Origin of the sequence: Streptomyces alboniger (genome assembly GCF_008704395.1) — a bacterium.
Taxonomy (GTDB): Bacteria; Actinomycetota; Actinomycetes; order Streptomycetales; family Streptomycetaceae; genus Streptomyces; species Streptomyces alboniger.
This window is the reverse complement of record NZ_CP023695.1, coordinates 4,080,224-4,099,078: the sequence shown is the minus strand read 5'-3', so window position 1 is coordinate 4,099,078 and position 18,855 is coordinate 4,080,224. Positions and strand designations below refer to the sequence as shown.

The 18,855-nt window shown below is 72.1% G+C and carries 15 protein-coding genes; 11 read left to right on the top strand and 4 right to left on the bottom strand.

Translation table 11 applies throughout. The features are described 5' to 3' along the window. The first annotated feature begins 11 nt into the window (after positions 1-11). Positions 12-1,280 carry an SGNH/GDSL hydrolase family protein gene (locus tag CP975_RS18215; protein WP_055534028.1) on the top strand — a complete coding sequence of 423 codons (1,269 nt, stop codon included), beginning with the start codon at positions 12-14 and terminating at the stop codon, positions 1,278-1,280. A gap of 53 nt (positions 1,281-1,333) precedes the next feature. Beyond that, positions 1,334-2,755 (top strand): MFS transporter, encoded by a 1,422-nt coding sequence (locus CP975_RS18210; RefSeq protein ID WP_055534026.1) that lies wholly within the window; start codon positions 1,334-1,336, stop codon positions 2,753-2,755. Positions 2,756-2,761: 6 nt separating this feature from the next. Here CP975_RS18210 and CP975_RS18205 read toward each other — a convergent pair whose 3' ends face one another. Together CP975_RS18205 and CP975_RS18200 are read right to left on the bottom strand one after the other, a co-directional pair. Continuing rightward, complete coding sequence (locus tag CP975_RS18205; protein ID WP_055534024.1) at positions 2,762-3,184, bottom strand: hypothetical protein; 423 nt, start codon at positions 3,182-3,184, stop codon at positions 2,762-2,764. A gap of 69 nt (positions 3,185-3,253) precedes the next feature. Continuing rightward, entirely contained in the window at positions 3,254-3,697 is a 444-nt protein-coding gene (locus CP975_RS18200) for an SH3 domain-containing protein (RefSeq protein WP_055534022.1), read from the bottom strand. 192 nt (positions 3,698-3,889) lie between these two features. On the opposite strand from CP975_RS18200, the gene CP975_RS18195 reads away from it, so the two are divergent. The 5 genes from CP975_RS18195 to CP975_RS18175 all read left to right on the top strand — a co-directional run bounded on the left by CP975_RS18195 (position 3,890) and on the right by CP975_RS18175 (position 10,308). Further along, positions 3,890-4,927, top strand: coding sequence for an ATP-binding cassette domain-containing protein (locus tag CP975_RS18195; RefSeq protein WP_055534021.1), 1,038 nt, complete (start codon positions 3,890-3,892; stop codon positions 4,925-4,927). Next, positions 4,924-5,772: an ABC transporter permease gene (locus tag CP975_RS18190; RefSeq protein ID WP_055534020.1), complete on the top strand. Its 849-nt coding sequence runs from the start codon at positions 4,924-4,926 to the stop codon at positions 5,770-5,772. The genes CP975_RS18195 and CP975_RS18190 overlap by 4 nt, the downstream gene beginning before the upstream one ends. A 101-nt stretch (positions 5,773-5,873) precedes the next feature. Beyond that, a complete protein-coding gene (locus CP975_RS18185) occupies positions 5,874-6,755 on the top strand; it encodes a hypothetical protein (protein ID WP_150477115.1) in 882 nt (293 codons plus the stop codon). Positions 6,756-7,192: 437 nt separating this feature from the next. Then, complete coding sequence (locus CP975_RS18180) at positions 7,193-8,233, top strand: endonuclease/exonuclease/phosphatase family protein (RefSeq protein ID WP_150477114.1); 1,041 nt, start codon at positions 7,193-7,195, stop codon at positions 8,231-8,233. A gap of 80 nt (positions 8,234-8,313) precedes the next feature. Continuing rightward, positions 8,314-10,308 (top strand): FUSC family protein, encoded by a 1,995-nt coding sequence (locus CP975_RS18175; protein WP_150477113.1) that lies wholly within the window; start codon positions 8,314-8,316, stop codon positions 10,306-10,308. 66 nt (positions 10,309-10,374) lie between these two features. Here the strand turns inward: CP975_RS18175 and snpA are convergent, their stop codons facing one another. Further along, on the bottom strand, positions 10,375-11,010 hold the full coding sequence (snpA, locus tag CP975_RS18170) for a snapalysin (RefSeq protein ID WP_055533024.1): 636 nt from the start codon (positions 11,008-11,010) through the stop codon (positions 10,375-10,377). 219 nt (positions 11,011-11,229) lie between these two features. Between snpA and CP975_RS18165 the strand changes: the two genes are divergently transcribed. Further along, positions 11,230-12,204, top strand: a complete 975-nt coding sequence (locus tag CP975_RS18165; RefSeq protein ID WP_055533022.1) for a LysR family transcriptional regulator — start codon at positions 11,230-11,232, stop codon at positions 12,202-12,204. A gap of 190 nt (positions 12,205-12,394) precedes the next feature. Further along, the gene (locus tag CP975_RS18160) at positions 12,395-13,258 is read left to right on the top strand and encodes a hypothetical protein (protein ID WP_055533020.1); all 864 of its coding nucleotides are present in this window, start codon (positions 12,395-12,397) and stop codon (positions 13,256-13,258) included. Between the two features lie 18 nt (positions 13,259-13,276). Here CP975_RS18160 and CP975_RS18155 read toward each other — a convergent pair whose 3' ends face one another. After that, complete coding sequence (locus CP975_RS18155; RefSeq protein WP_055533018.1) at positions 13,277-15,367, bottom strand: PhoX family protein; 2,091 nt, start codon at positions 15,365-15,367, stop codon at positions 13,277-13,279. Positions 15,368-15,854: 487 nt separating this feature from the next. On the opposite strand from CP975_RS18155, the gene CP975_RS18150 reads away from it, so the two are divergent. Then, positions 15,855-17,114, top strand: a complete 1,260-nt coding sequence (locus CP975_RS18150; RefSeq protein ID WP_342787963.1) for a VWA domain-containing protein — start codon at positions 15,855-15,857, stop codon at positions 17,112-17,114. Between the two features lie 107 nt (positions 17,115-17,221). Next, complete coding sequence (gene metG, locus CP975_RS18145; protein WP_055535952.1) at positions 17,222-18,841, top strand: methionine--tRNA ligase; 1,620 nt, start codon at positions 17,222-17,224, stop codon at positions 18,839-18,841. Positions 18,842-18,855: the final 14 nt, after the last annotated feature.

The window sequence follows — 18,855 nt, the reverse complement described above, 5'->3', positions numbered from 1 at the left end:
TGGAGTCTTCGATGATTTCGCGTGCCCGTTTGTCCGTCGTCGCCACCGCCTCCGCGCTCGCCCTGACCGCCGGGGCCGCACTGACCGGCGCCCACGCCTCCCCGGCCGTACAGGACCGGGGGCCGGGGTGGTCCGCCGCCTGGGCGGCCGCCCCGCAGCGGCCCAGCGCCGGCTTCGATGCCAACTGGTCCGAGGCCGGATTCGACCGCCAGACCCTGCGCCAGGTCGTGCGCGTCACCGAGGGCGGCACCAGAGCCCGCATCCGGCTCTCCAACGCGTACGGGGCTTCGCCGCTGCGCGTCGAGAGCGCCACCGTCGCCCGGACGGAGAAGGGCGCCGCCGTGGAGAAGGGGTCGGTGCGGCGGCTCACCTTCGACGGGAAACGGTCCGTCACCATCCCTGCCGGGGGCCAACTATCCAGTGACGCGGCGGGATTGAAGCTCGACGCCTTCGAGTCGGTGACCGTCACACTGCACTTCTCGGGCACGACCGGCCCCGCCACCTTCCACGCCCAGGCCTTCGCGACCAGCTACCGCGCGGACGGCGACCACACCGCCGACCCGGGCGCCGAGGCCTTCGGCGCGTCGACGGAGTCCTGGTACTACCTCTCGGGCGTGGACGTCAGCGGCCCCCGGCCCGCCGAGCGGGACGGCGTCGTCCTCTTCGGCGACTCCATCACCGACGGCTTCGCCTCCTCCACCGACCGGAACCGCCGCTGGTCCGACGCCCTCGCCGAGCGCCTCGCCAAGGCGGGCGGCCAGCGGCCCGTCCTCAACGCCGGCATCGGCGGCAACATGGTCCTCAACGACTCTGCCTGGTACGGCGAGAAGAGCGCCAACCGGTTCGCGCGGGACGCCCTCGACCTGCCCGGCGTCGGCACGGTCGTCGTCCTCGAAGGCGTCAACGACATCGGCTTCAGCGAGACCGACAAACCCACCTACAAGCCCGGCCCGACCGTCTCCGCCCGCCAGCTCATCGACGGCCACCGGAGACTGATCCGCGAGGCCCGCGCCAAGGGCCTGAAGGTCGTGGGCGCGACACTGCTGCCGCTCGGCGGCTCCGACCACTACGGGCCGCACGCCGCCGCCGTGAGCGACGAGTTCAACGCGTGGGTGCGCACGTCCGGCGAGTACGACGCGTACGTCGACTTCGACAAGGCCCTCGCCGACCCGGCCGACCCGGAGCGGATCGCCCCCGAGTACGACAGCGGCGACCACCTGCACCCGAACGAGGCCGGTTACCGGGCCATGGCCCGCGCGGTCGAACTGGAGCAGCTGTGAGGCCCGCCGCCGCCACGCCGCCCCCGGCCCGCGCGCCGAAGCGGCCGGGAGCGATGAGCCGCCGGCAGAAGGTCGTCCTCGTCCTTCTTCTCGGCTCGCAGTTCATGGTCGCCGTGGACTTCTCCATCCTGAACGTCGCCCTCCCCGTCGTCGGGGAGGGGCTCGGGTTCCCCCTCGCCCGGCTCCAGTGGATCGCCACCTCCTTCGCCCTCGCCGCGGCCGGCTTCACGCTCCTCCTCGGACGGATCGCCGACCTCTTCGGGCGCAAGCGGCTCTTCATCGGCGGGATGGCTCTTCTCGGCCTGTCGTCGGCTCTCGGCGGGCTCGCCACCACTCCGGAAGTCCTGTTGGCGGCCCGGGTGTTGCAGGGGCTCGCCACCGCGGCCGTCACCCCCGCGGGGCTCTCGCTGCTCACCACGGCGTTCCGCGAAGGGCCCCAGCGGGACCGGGCGCTCGGGCTCAACGGCGCGCTCATGTCCGCCGGTTTCACCACCGGGGCGCTCCTCGGCGGGCTCCTCACGGACCTGCTCTCCTGGCGCTGGGCGTTCCTCATCAACGTGCCGGTCGCCGCGGCCGTCGTCGCCCTCGCGCCCGCGCTGCTCACCGACTCCCGGATCGTGTGCAGGCACCGCCTGGACGTGCCGGGCGCGGTGACGGTCACGGGCGGCCTGCTGGCCCTCGTGTACGGGCTGACGCGGGCGGGCGAGAGCGGCTGGGGCGACCCGGTGGCGCTCACCGCGCTGGTGGCGGGTGCGGCCCTGCTCCTCGCCTTCCGGGGCGTGGAGCGGCGGTCGGCGGCGCCCCTGGTCCCCGTGCGCATCATGCGGCGCCGCACGGTGGTCTGGGGCAACGCGGCGGGGCTCATCGCCTTCGCCACGGAGACCTCGCTGGTGTTCCTCCTGACGCTCTACCTCCAGGAGGTGCTCGGCTACTCGGCGCTCGCGACCGGACTCGCGTTCGGCGTGCTCGGCCTCGGCACGGTGCTCGGCGGGATGCTGGGCGGCCGGGCGGTGAGCCGGTTCGGGGGCCGTGCCACGATCCTCGGCGGCGGTGCCGTCCAGGCCGCCGCCACGGCCTCCCTCGTCGCGCTCGGCACCTCGGGGGGCTGGATCTGGCTGGTACTCGCCGCGGCCTTCGTCGGCGGCGTCGGCAACATGCTGCTGATCGTCGCCTTCATGGTGACCGCCACGTCCGGCCTGCCCGACTCCGAACAGGGCCTCGCGACCGGGCTCGCCACGATGACCCAGCAGGTCGGCATCACCCTCGGCATCCCGGTGATGAGCGCGATCGTGGCGGCCCGGACTGGGACGGGCGCGGGCGCCGCTCCGGAGGCGGTGCTGTCCGGGGTGAGCGTTGCGTTCGCCGTCAACTCGGCGCTGGTGCTGGCCGCTTCACTGCTCGCGGCGCACCGGCTGGGGGGCGGAAACCGGGCCCGGGGCCGGGGCAGGGGCCAGGCGGGTCACTCGGCGGAGTAGTACCGCTCACTCGGTGGTGTAGTACCGGTAGAAGGTCACCGCGAAGACGCCCCCGGCGATCAACAGGGCCATGACCGTGGACCGCAGCACACTCGCCCCGGCCAGGCTGTAGAGGAACCCGAAGGCGACCCCCGCGAACGCCGCCCAGGACAGGGCGCGCAGCTCGCGGGGGAGCGTGGGCGCCACCCGGTGCACGGCCAGCATGAGGGCGGCGAAGAGGAGACCGGTGACCACGCCGAACAGGACGTTGCCGGTGGTGATCGGCCCGCCGTCGCGCCGGATCGCGCAGGCCCAGAGGCCGTAGACGACGCCCATCAGCAGAGCGAGGCCCGCCCAGCGGGCGGCGGGGGTCGAGGCCGCCCCTGAGCGGGGCGTGGCGGGCCCGGAGTGCCTGGAGCGCCTGGAGTGGACGGGTGCGGCGTGTGCCATGGCTGGTCCCCTTCCGTGCAGTCGTGCGGTTATACGGTCATGCGGTCAGTGGTCGCGGCTCATGTGCGGTCAGTGGTTGTGCTCGGCGCACGGGTCGTGGTGGCAGTCCCGGTCACGCCACTGGGGGCACGGGTCGGCGGAGGTGCAGCTCGGCACGTGGCGGCCGCCGGTGTCGACGTACGCCGCGCTCACCCAGCCGCGGACGCCGCTCAGCCAGTACCAGTGCGGGTCGCCGTGGACAGCGGTGCCGTGCGTGACGCATTCGACGCGGTCCTGACTGCCGTGCGGCAGCTTCGCGACGATCTCGCCGCTGGTGGCCGGCTGGTCCCTGACCTTCAGATCGGGACCGGAGACGACGGTGCCCCAGATGACCGAGCCGTCGTTGCCGGCGGGCGTGGACGCGGGCGTGGACGCGGGCGTGGACGCGGGCGTGGACGCGGTGGCGGTGGCGGCGGATCCGGCTGTGAGTACGGCTGCCGCGCAGGCCGCCCCCAGGGTCAGAGCGATTCGCATGATCGGCCTCCTCGTCCCCTCATCCAGGAAACACCCGTTCGGCCGAGCGTTCCACCGGAGCCACCGGAGCCACCGAAGCCACCGGAGCCCTCCCAAGCCCGGCGGGGCCCTGCGGCGCCCCTCACCGATGACTTTCGGCCGCGCGACCGGTCTGCACTCCCGACGACACTCCTTGCGAGAGGGCGGACGGACATGAGCACCCTGGCCATCGAGACCGCGGGTCTGGTCAAGACCTTCGGCGACAACCGCGCGGTCGACGGCATCGACCTCACCGTCCGGGCCGGCACGGTCTACGGCGTACTCGGGCCGAACGGCGCGGGCAAGACCACGGCGGTCAAGATGCTCGCCACGCTCCTGCGTCCCGACGGCGGCGAGGCGCACGTCTTCGGCCACGACGTGGTGCGGGAGGCCGACGCCGTACGCGGCCTGGTCAGCCTCACCGGGCAGTACGCGTCGGTCGACGAGGACCTGACCGGCCTGGAGAACCTGATCCTGCTGGGCCGCCTCACCGGCCACACCAAGAAGGCGGCGCGTGACCGCGCCGGACAGCTCCTCGAAGCGTTCGGCCTGACCGAGGCGGCCGGTCGCCAGGTGAAGAACTACTCCGGCGGCATGCGGCGGCGCATCGACATCGCCGCGTCCATCCTCAACACCCCCGACCTGCTCTTCCTGGACGAGCCGACGACCGGCCTCGACCCGCGCAGCCGCAACCAGGTCTGGGACATCGTGCGCGCGGTCGTCGCCCACGGCACCACGGTCCTGCTCACCACCCAGTACCTCGACGAGGCCGACCAGTTGGCCGCCCGCATCGCCGTCATCGACAAGGGCAAGGTGATCGCCGAGGGCACCAAGGGCGAGCTGAAGGCGTCGGTCGGCGCCGGCTCGGTGCACGTGCGGCTGCGGGAGGCCGACCAGCGCGAGGAAGCGGCGCGGCTGCTCGGCGCGGTGCTCGACGCGCAGATCCAGCTGGAGCCCGACCCGGTCGCGCTGACGGCCCGCGTCGGCACGGACGACGGCGCCCTCAACGGCCGCGGCGCCGCCGAGCAGGCCTCGCGGGCGCTGGCCGAGCTGGCCCACGCCGGCATCACCGTCGACAACTTCGCGCTGGGCCAGCCCAGCCTGGACGAGGTCTTCCTCGCCCTGACCGGTGCGGACGCCGGTCACTCCGTCCCCGCGACCGACACGCAGAAGCACTCGCAGAAGGACTCGCAGAAGGAGGCCACGGCATGAGCGCCACCGCCCCCACCGAGACCCAGGACCTCGCGCCCGTCAGGACCGAGTCCCTCGCCGAACTCCTCATCGCCACCGAGCGGCCGCCCCGGCCCAGCGCGCTCTCCGCCTGCCTCACCTTCGGCTGGCGCGCGATGCTGAAGATCAAGCACGTACCGGAGCAGCTGTTCGACGTCACGGCCTTCCCGATCATGATGGTGCTGATGTACACGTACCTGTTCGGGGGCGCGCTGGCCGGGTCGCCGCAGGAGTACATCCAGTACCTGCTGCCGGGCATCCTGGTGATGTCCGTGGTCATGATCACGATGTATACGGGCGTCTCGGTCAACACCGACATCGAGAAGGGCGTCTTCGACCGCTTCCGTACGCTGCCGATCTGGCGCCCCTCGACGATGGTCGGCTACCTCCTCGGCGACGCCCTGCGCTATGCCATCGCTTCCGTCGTCATCCTGACCGTCGGCCTCATCATGGGCTTCCGCCCCGACGGCGGCCTGCTCGGCGTGGTCGGCGGTATCGCGGTGCTGCTCGTCTTCTCCTTCGCGTTCTCGTGGATCTGGACGATGTTCGGGCTGCTGCTGCGCACGGAGAAGTCGGTGATGGGCGTCAGCATGATGGTGATCTTCCCGCTGACGTTCCTCAGCGACATCTTCGTGAAGCCCGAGACGATGCCGGGCTGGCTCCAGGCCTTCGTCAACAACAACCCCATCACCCATGTCTCCTCGGCGGTCCGCGCCCTGATGGACGGCACGTCGCCGACGACGGAGCTGATGTGGACGCTGGGGTGGGTGGTGCTGCTGGTGGGGGTGTTCGGGCCGGTGACCATGCGGTTGTACAACCGCAAGTAGCGGGTGCTGCGCCTCCTGGTCTGCTCTGTCGGCTGATCTCTTTGCCCCATATGCAGTCGCCCCGCTCGCGTCCCGTGCGAGCGGGGCCTTGCCTGGGATGCGTGCCCCGCAGCGTCCGCAGCACCCTGTCCGCCGTTCTCCTGGTCCTGGCCTGCCTCCTCGTGCCCCTCGGCGCGCTCTCCACCTGGTCGCGGTACGAGATCGGGGACGCGGACAACTACGTCGCCACGATGGCGCCGCTCGCCTCCGACCCCGCGGTGCGGTCGGCCGTGGCGGACGCGGTCACCGGCGCGGTCATGGAGGAGATCGACGTGGGGCCGTTGCAGGGGGCGGTGGAGTCCTTCGTACGGGACGCGGCGGGGTCCTTCACGGAGACGGCGGCGTACAAGACCGCCTGGAACGCGGCGAACCGGGCCGCGCACGACGCTGTGCAGCGGGCCTTGAGCGACGACTCCGACGGGGCGGTCACCATCGATCTCGCGCCGATCACGCAGCGGATCAAGCAGCAACTGTCCGACGACGGGGTGCCGTTCGCCTCCAAGATCCCCGTGGAGCACACGGAGGTCACGGTCATGCGGTCCAAGGACCTGGGGTGGCTGCGGCAGGTCATCCAGCTGCTCCAGTCGGCGGGGCTGTGGCTTCCCGTGGCGGCGGCCGTGTCCGCGGTGGGCGGGGTCCTCGCCGCGGGTCGCCGGCGGCGGGCGGTGGTGGTGGCGGGGCTCGGGATCGCCCTGGCGGCGGGGCTGCTCCTGGGTGCCGTGGCGGTCGGCCGGGCGCTCACCCTCTCCGACCTCCCGCCGGACATCTCCCGCGGGGCGGTGGGGTCCGTCTACGACGCGTTGACGGAGTCGTTGTGGGTGGCGGGGTGGGTGGTGCTGGGGGCAGGGACGCTGCTGGCTCTGGGAGCTTGGCTCGCCCCCCGGGTGCGGCGGGCAGCGGCCCCTCGCGCGGTTCCCCGCGCCCCTACGCCCCTACGCCCCTAAAGGGGCACGTACTGCGACTGCGGATCGGACGTGGTTGCTCGCGCCGTTCCCCGCGCCCCTTACGGGGCCCTGGCGGGGGCGCTGACGGAGTGCCCCGTAGGGGCGCGGGGAACTGCGCGACCAGCCACGACGCACCCGCGGACAACCAACAACAGAAGGCCCCGTCAGGGGCGCGGGGAACTGCGCGAGCAACCACCACCCACCCGCGGACAGCCAACGGCACAAGCCCCCCAGGGGCGCGGGGAACTGCGCGAGCAACCACCACCCACCCGCACAGACAGACAAACAATCCCGCCCCCCGACAGGGCCCACGCAACCCCGAAGCGGCAATCCCTCGTCCCTGAGAGAGGATCTGCCACGACATTCGATGAACGCGAACCCACGCGACCCCGCGAGAAACCGCGAGAAACCGCGAGAACCAGCGAGAGGCCACCGCCTTGGACAGCGTGACCGCCAACCCGGCCACCGAACCGGAGGCAGAAGCAGCGGCAGAAGCAGGGACGCACACACGAGGTAGAAGAAGGAGGCGAGGCACCGCGTGGAGCGGTGGAATCCTGCTCAGCGGCGTCAGCGCCGTCCTGGGATTCCGCCTCGCCGACTCCGACGGCCCCACCCCCGTCCCGCAACTCCTCGCCTTCCTGCCCTGGCTCCTCCTGCCCACCGCCACCGCACTCCTGCTGACCGTCCTCGCCCGCTGGCGCACCGGCATGGTCTGGGGCGTGGCCGCCCTGGGCCTCCTCGCCTGGTACATGGAGCCCTACGGCAACACCGACGCCCCGAAGGGAAGGGCCGTCGCCGAACTGCGCGTCATGACGTCCAACGTCGAGTACGACCGCGAGACAGCGGGGCTGCTCCGCGCCGTCCGCGAGGAGCGACCCGACCTGCTCTTCGTGGAGGAGTGCGACCACGCCTGCTCCGCGACCCTGCGCGAAGAGCTTCCCCGCGCCGAGTACCCCTACCGCGCGTCGGTCGACGCGTACGGCCCGGAGGGTTCCGTCCTCCTCTCCAAGGTCCCCCTCAAGCGCGCCCCCCGCATCCCCGCCACCCTCGGCATGCCCGCGGCGGTGGCGGACGTGAAGGGGCACCCCGTGCGCGTCCAGCTCGCCCATCCCATGCCCCCGATGCCCCGCCAGGTCGGCCTGTGGCGCGAGGAGCTGGGGAAGATCCGGGAGTACGCCGCCGCCGGTGAGGGGCGGTCCACGATCATCGCCGGTGACTTCAACGCCACCCAGGACCACGCCGCCTTCCGCGCCATCCTCGACGCGGGCCGCCTGCGCGACGCCGCCCGCCTCGACGGTTCCTCGCGCGCCCCCAGCTGGCCCACCGCCGTGCCCTCGCCGCTCGGCGCGCAGATCGACCACGTCCTCGCGACGCCCGACTTCTCCGCCCGCGACGCCCGTTTCCTGGAGATCGGCGACACCGACCACCGGACACTCGTCGTCACGCTCACCCTGCACCGCCCCGAGAAGGAGCGTTGACCCCGCCCTCCCCGTCGACCCCGCCTCCCGGTCGTTCCCGCCCTCCCGGGCAGCCCGCGCAAAGCGGCGATAATGGGCACATGCCTCGTGAGACCCCCACCGCACCTCCGGTTCCACGCGGCCCCCGGCGCCCCCGCCCGCTGACCCCACCGGACTGGCTGGTCAGGTCCCTCAGGCCGCAGTCCGCGCCCGTCCCCTGGGCGGCCGTCGCCCGCGCCTCCCTCGCCATGGCGCTGCCGCTCGCCGTCGGCCTCCTCGCGGGACAGCCCACGTACGGCGCGCTCGCCTCCATGGGCGCGCTGTCCGGCGTCATCGGCGACACCGCCGACGCCTACCGCATGCGCGTCCTCAACATCGCCGTCCCCCAGCTCTTCGGCGCCCTCGGCGTCACCCTCGGCTCGCTCGCCTTCGGGCACGGCTGGGTGACGGTCGGCGCGGTCACCTTCGTGGCGCTCGTCTCCGGGATGATGTCGACGATCGGGGCCGTCGCGTCCGTATCGGGACTGCTCCTGCTGCTCAACTGCGTGATCGGCGCGGGGCTTCCGATGCCCGGCCAGTGGTGGCTCGCCCCGGCCCTGATGACCGGCGGCGGGCTCCTCGTCCTCGCGCTCGGCCTGCTCGCCTGGCCGCTGCGGTCCGGCGTTCCCGAGCGCACCGCGGTCGCCGCCTCCTACCGCGCGGTGGCCGCGCTCCTCGACGCGGCGGGCACGGACGCGTACGACGACGCGCGCGCCGCCGTGACCACCTCGCTGAACCAGAGCTACGACCTCGTCCTCGCCCGCCGCGCCCGCGACCACGGCCGCAACCCCGATCTGGTCCGCCTCGTCGCCCAGTTGAACGCCCTCACCCCGATCATCGAGGCGGCACCCGCCACCCACCTCGGCGCCCGCCACGCGCGCGTACGCCTCCCCGCCGAGGTCCCGGCGGCGGTGCGGTCCCTGGCGGAGGCCGTGGAGCGGGGCGGGCAGGGCGCCACGGCCCTCCCGGCGCCCGGCGACGAGCCCGGTGACCACGCGGCCCGTGCCCTCGACCACGCCGTGCGGCACGCGGTGGAGACGCTGGGCGACACCGACCCGCTCGGCGTCATCGAGACCGACGACCGCCTCGGCCGGCCCGCCGCGCTGCGGGTGCGGGCCCGGCGCGCCGCCCGCAACGTCGTACTCTCCGGAGCCTCCTGGCGCTACGGCCTGCGGCTCGCCCTGTGCATCGGCGTCGCGCAGGCACTGGTCTCGCTGATCGACGTGCCCAGGTCGTACTGGGTCGCCCTCACCGTCACGTTCGTCCTCAAGCCCGACTTCGGCTCGGTCTTCTCCCGCGCCGTCCTGCGCGCGCTCGGCACGGCCGCGGGCCTGGTCGTCGCGGCCGCCGTCCTCGCCGAGGTGCCGCACGGCTGGTGGGACGTGCCCGTGATGCTGCTGCTCGCCCCGCTCATCCCCGCGCTCACCACGCGCGGCTACGGCTACCAGACGGCGGCGATCACGCCCGTCATCCTGCTGCTCTCCGACATCCTCAACCACCAGGGCCTCGGCCTCGTCGTCCCGCGCCTGGTCGACAGCCTCATCGGCTGCGCCATCACGCTCGTCGCGGGGTATCTGCTGTGGCCCGAGAGCTGGGGGACGCGGATCGGCGACCGGCTCGCGGACGCGGTCGCGGACACCGCCGGGTACGTGGAGTGCGCGTTCGGCGCCACCGTCGAACCGGCCGCGCGGGCCCGCCTGCGTCGCCGTCTCTACCGCGACCTGTCGGTGATCCGCTCCGAGTTCCAGCGGGCCCTGACCGAGCCACCGCCCACCGGAAGGCGCGCCACCGCGTGGTGGCCGCTGGTCGTCGCCGTCGAACGCATCCTGGACGCCACGACCGCCGCCCGCGTCCGCATCAAGCACGGAGCGCAGCCACCGGACCCCGCCGAGGTGGCGGAAGTAGCGCACGAACTGCGGGAGTTGGCGGACGGCCTGCGCGCCTCGGACGTACTGGAAGAGGTGCGCTCACACTTCACGGTCGGCCCCAAGGAGAGCGTCCTGGAACCGCTGCGCCAGGAGGTAGGAGCAGCACGAGCAATCGCGACCCCCCGATAGGGGCGCGGGGAACCGCGCGGCCGGCCACAACGGCCCCGCGGCTCCCCGACAACAGCTGGGCCCCCGTTAGCGAACCTTGTGCAACGCCTTGGCGAGACCGTTGGCCCAGAGCTGCTCGACCTTCCCGCGCTCAGCCGCGTCCGGCTGCGCGTTCGTGCAGGAGGGCCCGGGTCCACCCCCGGACATCAGCTGGCTGCACGGCCCGTCGTAGGTGTCCGGCAGCCCCAGCACGTGCCCGGTCTCGTGCGTGGTGACGCGCGTCGAGTCGTACTCCTTGTTCTGGGCGTAGTCCAGGAAGATGTAGCCCTTGCCGTGGCCGTCGGTGCTGGCGTACGAACCGCGCGGGTCATTGCCCTCGCGGTAGGAGAAGCTGGCGCCGGAACTGCCCTGCTGGAGCTTCACGTTGGAGACCGAGGAGTTCCATATGGACGTGGAGCCGGCTATCTGCCGGGCGAAGGTGGGCGCCCCGGACGCGTCGTAGACGACCGTCACGGACTTCGCGCCGGGGTTGGCGGCGCGCTTCTCGGCGACCGCCTTCACGACGGCTTCGAAGAACGCCTTGTTGGCCTTGGCCTCCCGCGCCGAACCCTCGTACTGGGCGTACGACGGTGCGGCGGACGCCGAGTTCACGCCGAGACCGGCGACGGTGAGACCGAGGACGGCCGCGACGGACAGGTATCGGGACAGGTGTCGCTTGCTCATGTGTGGGGGGCTCCCTACTCGTTCGAACGACCGTGGGGGGTCGATGAAAGATGAACTTTTCGGTGGCTGTGAGTCTCGGGGAGCCCGAGCCGCGCGGGGATGATGGCAACTCCCGATAGCGCGGGGCTATCACCAGGCCCCGACCTGCCCAGAACGGCTGGTTCTCATGGGGTTTGGGTGTCTGGTGCGGCAGCCGTACCGCCTCTACGCTCATCGACCATGGAGCTTGAGGTCAGGCACCTCCGCGCGCTGTGCGCCATCGCCGACGCCGGCAGCCTGCACAAGGCCGCTCGCCAGCTCGGTATGAGCCAGCCGTCGTTGACGACCCAGCTGCGGCGCATAGAGAACGCGCTCGGCGGCCAGCTCTTCTCCCGCGAACGCACCGGCTGCCGTCCCACACCGCTCGGCCGGATCGTCCTCAGCCGGGCCCGCCCCCTGGTCACGGAGATGCGGGCCCTGGTGGCCGAGACCAAGGCCGCCGCCGCCGGCAGGGGCGAGGGGCCGCGGCTGCGCATCGGCTCCACGGCGAGCCGCGCCATACCGGGCTGGCTGCGCAGACTGCGGGTGCGCCTGCCGGGGACCGAGATCTCCCTCCAGATGGACGTGTCCGCCAACGCGCTGCTGCGCCTGGTGGCCGCGGCGCAGCTCGACGTCGTGTTCGTGCACGAGGTCGAGGGCAGCCCGCTGCGGCTGCCCGAGTCGCTCCGAAGACGGGTCCTGCTCGACCGCGAGCCGCAGTTCGTCTCCCTCGCCGCGGACCATCCGGCGGCCGAGCGTCCCGTCGTACGCCTCGGCGACCTCGCGGACGACCGCTGGATGGTCGACCCCACCGTCGACGGCGAGTGGGACGGCCTGCGCCGCGTCCTGTCCGCGGCCGGGCTCAACCCGCCTGTCCTGCACGGCGACTACCTCACCGCGGCGTCCCTCGTCGCGACCGGCGAGGTCGTCACGCTCTGCCAGCCGACCTCGCGGGGCCGCGCCGACATGGCCGTACGTCCCCTCTTCGGCGATCCTCTCGGCGTGCGGCTCCTGGTGGCGGCCCGCACGGAGGACGAACTGAACGCGGTCTACGGCGAGCTGGAGGCCGCCTACTGGGAGGCCGCGCGGCAGTCCGCCGCCTATACGGAGTGGCTGCTGCGGGCCGGCGACCCGCGGGGCGCCACCGGCGGGCCCTTGGTCCCCGCCACCCGGTGACCTTCGGCCACACCGCCTCCGACCTGCACTTTCACCCGGTTTACGGTACTGCGCCCAGGCATGAGGGCAGTTGTTACCTTCCCTACGGATGACGCACACAGAGCGCCCGTACCTTCAGAGCCGTCACCCCGCAAAGGGGCACAAAGACGGACAGCTCGAAGCTCGAACGACCAGTCACGAGGGGCCACTCATGCGCGCCACCCGCCGTACCTTCCGTACCGCCGCCATCGCCACCGGAGCCATCGCCGCTCTCGCCGTTCCGGCCACGGCCGCCTTCGCCGCGGACGCCCCCTCGCCCTCGTCCTCGCCCTCACAGGACCGGACCACGTCCGACGCGCGGGACCGGACGGATTCCGAGGCCCCCGCGCCCGGCAGCTGGGAGTCGAAGGGCACCACGGACCTCGGCCACGGCTGGTCCGCGAAGGTCGACGTCAACGTGTCCGCCCGTACCGCCAAGGCCGCGCTCTCCCTGAACGGCACCGCGAAGGGCTCGCTCACCGCGTACGAGAAGGCCGCGAGCACCACCGTCGACGGCAACACCTTCACCCTGACCCCCGACGGCACCCTCTCGATGTCGGCCAAGCCGGCCCCGCCGAAGCCGAAGCCGGAGCCGAAGCCGGACGCCAAGCGCGTCTACCGGACCACGGTGAAGCTGGCCGACGGCTCCCTCGCCAAGATCTACAAGCTGGGGCCGCACCACTACCAGGCCGACGTTTTCGCCCACGGCAGCAAGCTCGACACCCTCGACGCCAACGGCAAGGCCGCCTACGGCCAGAACAACGGTCTGCACGTCGTCCTCAACCCCGACGGCACGGTCAGGTCCTGGGTCGAGGGCAAGAACCACCACAACGGAACGAAGCCCCAGCCCGCGAAGCCGCGGCCCGCGAACGGCTCCCACCAGGTCGTGCCGAAGGGGGGCGTCAAGGCGGGTGCCGAGGGGGTCACCCCGGAATCCGCCACCGACGCCCCGCTGGTCGCCGCGGGCGGCGGCATGGCCGCCCTGGGCGCGGGCGGCCTCGGCTTCGCGCTCTACCGCCGCAGGCAGAACGGCTGAGCCGAGACCGGCCCGCGATCAGACGCCGATGTCGCGGCCGTCCTTGCGCCACACCGAGACGACCGACGGCCGGACGATCCTGCCCGGCCCGTCGGGCCAGGCACTCGCGGGCTTCTCCACGGACGCGCCGTCGACCTCGCCCGGGTGCTGCACGGCGACGACCACGCGCCGCTCCTGGACGAGCGGCCCGCAGGTCTCCGCGCCCTTCGGCATGGTCAGGAACTGCTTCAGCTCGCCGCGCCGGTCACCGCGCGTGGCGACGCCGAACAGGCCGTCGTGGGAGCCGAGCTGATTGCCGTCGGTGGAGATCCACAGGTTGCCGTGCGGGTCGAAGGCCACGTTGTCCGGGCAGGAGATCGGCGAGACGCGGTCCTTGGGGAAGCCCGCGAAGTACGTCGAGGGGTCGTTCGGGTCGCCGGCGACGAGGAAGAGCGACCAGGCGAACGTCGTGGCGTCCGCGCGGTTGCGGCGCTCGGTCAGTTCGAGCACCTGCCCGTGCTTGTTGAGGTTGCGCGGATTGGCCTCGTCCGCGCCCGGCTTGCCGGCCTTGCCGCGGTCGGAGTTGTTGGTGAGCGCCACGTACACCTTGCCGGTGTGCGGGGACGGCTCGATGTCCTCGGGCCGGTCCATCTTGGTGGCGCCGACCTTGTCGCCCGCGAGGCGCGTGAAGACGTACACCTCCTCGGCGGTCATGCCCTCGACGTGGCTGACGGCCTTCCCGCCGGGCCCGGCGGTGGCGAGCGGGATCCACTTGCCGCCGCCGTCGAACTCGCCGTCCTCCGGGAGGGTCCCCTTCCCGTCGATCTCGCTCGCGGGGGAGTCACCGGTGAGCTTGGCGACGTACAGCGTGCCCTCGTCGAGGAGCGTGAGGTTGTGCTCGTGCGCGGCACGGGACTTGCCCTTGGCGACGCGCTTGCTGCTGACGAACTTGTAGAAGTAGTCGAACTTCTCGTCGTCGCCCATGTAGACCACCGGCCTGCCGTCGTGCGTGAGGCGCGGCTGCGCGGCCTCGTGCTTGAAGCGGCCGAGCGCGGTGCGCTTGCGCGGGGTCGAGTCCGGGTCGTACGGGTCGAGTTCGACGACCCAGCCGAAACGGTTCGCCTCGTTCGGCTCCTTGGCGAGGTCGAAACGGTCGTCGAACCGCTCCCACTTCCGCTCCGAGGCCTCACCCGCGACGCCGTACCGCTTCAGGCGGGCGGCGGCCGTCGGGTCGGTCACCTTCGCGGCGTTGGCGAAGTACTGGTTGAAGTTCTCCTCGCCGTGCAGCGTCGTGCCCCAGGGAGTGGTGCCGCCCGAGCAGTTGTTGAGCGTGCCGAGGACGGTGGTGCCGCGCGGATCGGCCTTCGTACGTACGAGGGGGCTGCCCGCGACCGGTCCCGCGAGGCGGAACCGGCTGGTGGCGGTGAGCCGCCGGTTGAGGTGGTGCCGGCTGACGGCGCGCAGGCCGCCGCCCTTGCGCTCGCCCTCGACCACGACGACGGACAGGCCGTGCGCCGCCCACGCGATCTCGACCTGCTCGCGGGTCGGGTTCTCGGGGTCGTACCCCTTGAACATCAGGATCTCGTCCGTGTACTCGTGGTTGGCCACGAGGACCTGGCGGCCGTGCTCGCCGCGGAGCGGGAGCAGGGAGAGGAAGTCGTTGTTGTAACCGAACTGGCCGGCCTGCGCCTTGGCGGTCTGCTGGTCCGCGTCGAAGGCGGGCGCGCCGCGCAGGATCGGCTCGCCCCAGCGGATGACGACGTTCTGCTCGTAGCCGGTGGGGACGGTGACGGCGTCGGTGGTGTTCGGAGCGACGGGCGCGAACCGCAGCCCACGCGCCCCCTTGCCCTTCCCACCCTTGATCCCGTCCGGGGTGGCCGCGGCGGCCTCGCTCGCGCCGGGGCCCGCTATGACCGCGCTGCCCGCCGCGGCGGCGACCGTCACGACGGCGGCGGCGCGCATCATCGAACGGCGGCTGAGCGCACCGGCGATGACGTCGCCGACGTACTCGTTGTCGCTGGTGTTGGGCACCTCGTTGAAGCAGGCGTCACCGCAGCGGAAGCGGCAGGTCAGGGCGGAACGGCCGCCGCTCCCCTGATGCGAGGTGATGATCGGCAGCAGCTTGGGCACGGATCCTCCGTCGTCGTGGCGTGGCCTGGCGTGGCTTGGCGTGGCTTGATTCCGCCGTGAGGCTAGGTGTGGGTTCCGGCAGGGCGGCGGCGTCCGGGTGAACGGCGGGTGAATCCGTGGCACATGGGAGGAAGTTGACCCGGGAGCGGCCGGGGATGGCTCGGCCGGGTGATGGGCGGCGACCCTGCCCAAGATCACCCAGGGCGGCGGCTAACCTTACGTGTCCGCCCTGGCCAGGGATTTCGGGAATCAACTCACGCGAAGGGTTGCGCACATGGGCATTCTGGATCGCCTGCGGAACGCGTTCGGACGGTCACGCAAGGAGAGCGTTCCTGAGGCGCGGGAGCCTGAGCGTGCGGCTGCGCCTGAACCGGAGCGGGAGTCCTCGGCGCCGGGCGCCGTCTCACTCCCCTCCCCGTCCCCGGAGCCGACGCCGCCCTCCAAGGCCTCCGTCCCGTCCCCGAGCCCGGAGCCCTCGCCTTCGGCGGTGGACGATTTGGTCGCGGCCGCGTTCGACAACGTCTCGGTACCTGGGCCTGCGGCGCGGGAGCGGAAGCCTGAGCCCGATCCTGAGCCCGAGACTGCCCCGGAGACCGAGGCGGCGGAGCAGCCTGCGGCGCGGGAGCAGAAGCCCGAGCCCGAGCCCGAGCCGGAAGCCGCCCCGAAGGCCGAGGCGGCTGAGCCCGCCGTCCCGGAAGCCCCGGGTCAGGCTCCCGCCTCTCCCGCCGCCGACGAAGTTGTGCCCACCCGTCCCGCCCTGCGGGACGCCTGCCCACAACAGGAGCAGACCCCCGCCGCTGAGGCTGCCACCGCTGACGCCGAAGGCGAGGCCGCTGCCGCTGACGCCGCCGCCCCCGAAGGCGAGGCCGCCACTCCCGCTGCAGACGCCGCCGAAGGCGAGGCGCCCGCCACTGTGGGCAATCGTCCCGCTGGGCGGGACGGGTGGGCACAGCCCGAAGGCGCCGGGGCCGATGAAGCGACGGCAAGCACCACCCCCTCGGCGGAGCCGGAACCCACGGCGGAGCCCGAGGCCCCTGCGGCAGAGCCGGAAACCGCGGCGGAGCCGGAAAGCAAGGGCGGCGTCGGCGGGAAGCCCGCCGTCCCCGCGGCAAGGGTGAGGTCCAAAGCCCCGGGGCTGGCCACCGCGTACAAGGCCGCAGGCACCGCCCTGAAGAAGCACGGCCTGACAGGAACCCGAGCCCAGGTCTACCTGGTCCTCGACCGCTCCGGATCCATGCGCCCGTACTACAAGGACGGCTCCGCCCAGAGCCTCGCCGAGCAGGTGCTCGCCCTGGCCGCCCACACGGACCCCGCCGCCACCGTCCACGTCGTCTTCTTCTCCACGGACATCGACGGCACCGGCACCCTCACCCTCACCGACCACGAGGGCCGCGTCGACGAGCTGCACGCCGCCGCGGGCCACATGGGCCGCACCAGTTACCACCGGGCGATCGAAGAGGTCGTATCGCACTACGAGAAGTCGGCCCACGAGGGCCCCGCCCTCGTGATCTTCCAGACCGACGGCGCCCCGGACGCGAAGGGCCCGGCGACCCAGGCCCTGGCGGCGGCCGCCGCGCACCCCCTCTTCTTCCAGTTCGTGGCCTTCGGCGAGCACGACGCGAAGGGCTTTGACTACCTCCGGAAGCTGAAGGCGGAGAACGCGGCGTTCTTCCACGCGGGCCCCGCCCCGCGCGAACTCACGGACAAGGAGCTGTACGAGGGCCTGCTGGCGTCCTGGCGCCCGTAACCCCGAGACGGTACGCACGCGGCCCCGAGGGGTGGCCCCGGAACCCCCGGGTCCACCCCCCGATATCAGTGTGAGTCGATCTTCATCCGGCCGTTAGGATTTCGACCATGGCGGCCACTGGATCCGAGAAGCAGGGAGCGGACGAGAACGCGAAGGCGTTCTACGTCTCGACCCCCATCTACTACGTAAACGACGCTCCTCACCTGGGCCACGCCTACACGACCGTCGCAGGCGACGTGCTCACGCGCTGGCACCGTCAGCGCGGCGAGAAGGTGTGGTTCCTCACCGGCACGGACGAGCACGGTCAGAAGATCATGCGCACGGCCGAGGCGAACGACGTCACCCCCCAGGAGTGGTGCGACAAGCTCGTCACCGAGGCCTGGAAGCCCCTCTGGGAGCACCTGAACATCGCGAACGACGACTTCATCCGTACGACGGAGAAGCGTCACACGGACCGCGTGCAGGAGTTCGTCCAGGATCTCTACGACAAGGGCGAGATCTACAAGGGCGGGTACGAGGGCCCGTACTGCGTGGGCTGTGAGGAGTACAAGCTCCCCGGCGACCTCGTCGAGGCGGAGGACGGGACCAAGCTCTGCCCCGTCCACAAGAAGCCGGTGGAGATCCTCAAGGAGGAGAACTACTTCTTCAAGCTGAGCGAGTACGGCCCGAAGCTGCTGGAGTTCTACGAGGCCAACCCGGGCTTCATCCAGCCGGAGTCCGCGCGCAACGAGGTCGTGAACTTCGTGAAGCAGGGGCTCCAGGACCTGTCGATCTCGCGCTCGACCTTCGACTGGGGCGTGCCGGTCCCGTGGGACGACAAGCACGTCATCTACGTGTGGGTCGACGCGCTGCTGAACTACGCGACGGCGGTCGGGTACGGCTCCAACCAGGAGAAGTTCGACGAGACCTTCCCCGCCGACGTCCACCTGGTCGGCAAGGACATCCTCCGCTTCCACGCGGTGATCTGGCCCGCGATGCTGATGGCACAGGGCCTCCCGCTCCCCGGCAGGGTCGTCGCGAACGGCTGGCTGATGGTCGGCGGCGAGAAGATGTCGAAGTCGAACCTGACCGGCATCAAGCCGCAGGACCTGACCGGCCACTTCGGTGTGGACGCGTACCGCTGGTACTTCCTGCGCGCGATCACCTTCGGCAGCGACGGCTCCTTCTCGTGGGAGGACTTCACCGCCCGCTACACCTCCGAGCTGGCCAACGACTACGGCAACCTCGCCTCCCGCGTGGCCGCCATGGTCGGCAAGTACTTCGGCGGCACGCTTCCGGCCGGTGACGCGTCCGGCGACGCCGAGAAGGCCGTGCGGGAGGGCCTCGCGAAGGCCGTCGCCGAGGCCGACCGGCTGATCGGCGACGAGCAGGACTTCCAGGGCGGCATCCTGGCGATCTTCGACTTCGTCAAGCAGGTCAACGGCTACATCACGGAGCAGGAGCCGTGGAAGGTCGCCAAGGACGATTCGGACGAGGGCCGGGCGCGTCTCGCGACGATCCTCTACACCTCCGCCGAGTCACTGCGCGCGATGGCCGTCCTGCTCAACTCCGTCATGCCGGAGACGTCCCAGAAGCTGTGGGACTCCCTCGGCGCGGAGACCTCCCTCGGCGCGCTGGCCGACCAGCGCGTGCAGGACGCGGGCACGTGGGGCCGGCTTCCCGCGGGTACGACGGTGACGAAGGGCGCGGTGCTGTTCCCGCGCCTGGAGGAGAAGCCGGACGCGTAGCGTTCGCGTAGCGG